This window comes from Leptotrichia sp. oral taxon 879 str. F0557 (genome assembly GCF_000469385.1).
GTDB classification, from domain to species: Bacteria; Fusobacteriota; Fusobacteriia; order Fusobacteriales; family Leptotrichiaceae; genus Leptotrichia; species Leptotrichia mesophila.
In genome coordinates this window covers 39,503-40,331 of record NZ_KI271358.1, presented here as the reverse complement: position 1 = coordinate 40,331, position 829 = coordinate 39,503, and the positions used below count along the sequence as shown (strand labels likewise).

1 protein-coding gene and 1 pseudogene are annotated in these 829 nt (G+C 37.0%); both read right to left on the bottom strand.

Annotated features, from left to right (window positions below; translation table 11 throughout):
• A partial coding sequence (locus tag HMPREF1552_RS11290) for a transketolase (RefSeq protein WP_039901662.1) occupies window positions 1–361 on the bottom strand: 361 nt, incomplete at its 3' end.
• Window positions 362–497: 136 nt separating this feature from the next.
• Window positions 498–829, bottom strand: a pseudogene (locus HMPREF1552_RS11285) (transketolase); the annotation flags it as partial.

Below are 829 nucleotides of genomic sequence, written 5' to 3'. Positions count from 1 at the left end.
CTGACTGGTGCGAACCTCCATCTTCTCCTAACGAAACTCCTGCGTGAGTTGGACAAATTTTAACATTCAATTGTGGATATGCCACCGAGTTTCTAATCTGATCAAAAGCACGTCCCGCCGCAAAATGTGCAAAAGTTGAGGCAAACGGTATTTTCCCAGTCGTTGCAATACCTGCAGCTGTTCCAATCATATCAGCCTCTGCAATCCCAACATTTATATGTCTTTCTGGAAACTCTTTTTTAAAATATGCAGTCATTGTTGATTTTGACAAGTCTGCTTCCAGTACCACCACATCTTTATTTACTTTTCCCAATTTAACTAACGCTTCTCCATAAGCTACTCTAGTTGATTTTTTTTCCATTCTCATATTCTCCTATTTTTTATTTCATTATTTTTAAAAACTTTCTAATACTATTCCACAAGCCAGGGTTAGTGCATAGCACTTTCGCCATTCTCTTTAATACGCCATTATTTAAAATTGATTTCGCTTGCTATTATTAACTCAATTCTTCCATTGCCTTCTTGTATTCTTCATCATTTGGAGCAGCCCCGTGGAATCCAGCGTTATTTTCCATGAATGAAATCCCTTTTCCTTTTACAGTGTTTGCAACTATTACTGTCGGCTGTCCTTTAACTGTTCTTGCTGTGTCAAGAGCATTTATGATTTCTTCATAATTGTGTCCGTCAATCTCTATTACATTCCATTTGAATGCCTTGAATTTTTCTCCAATCGGAGCAACATCCATTACATCCGAAACTTTTCCATCAATTTGCAAATTGTTATAGTCAACTATTGCAACTAAATTGTCAAGCTTGTAATGTGACGCAG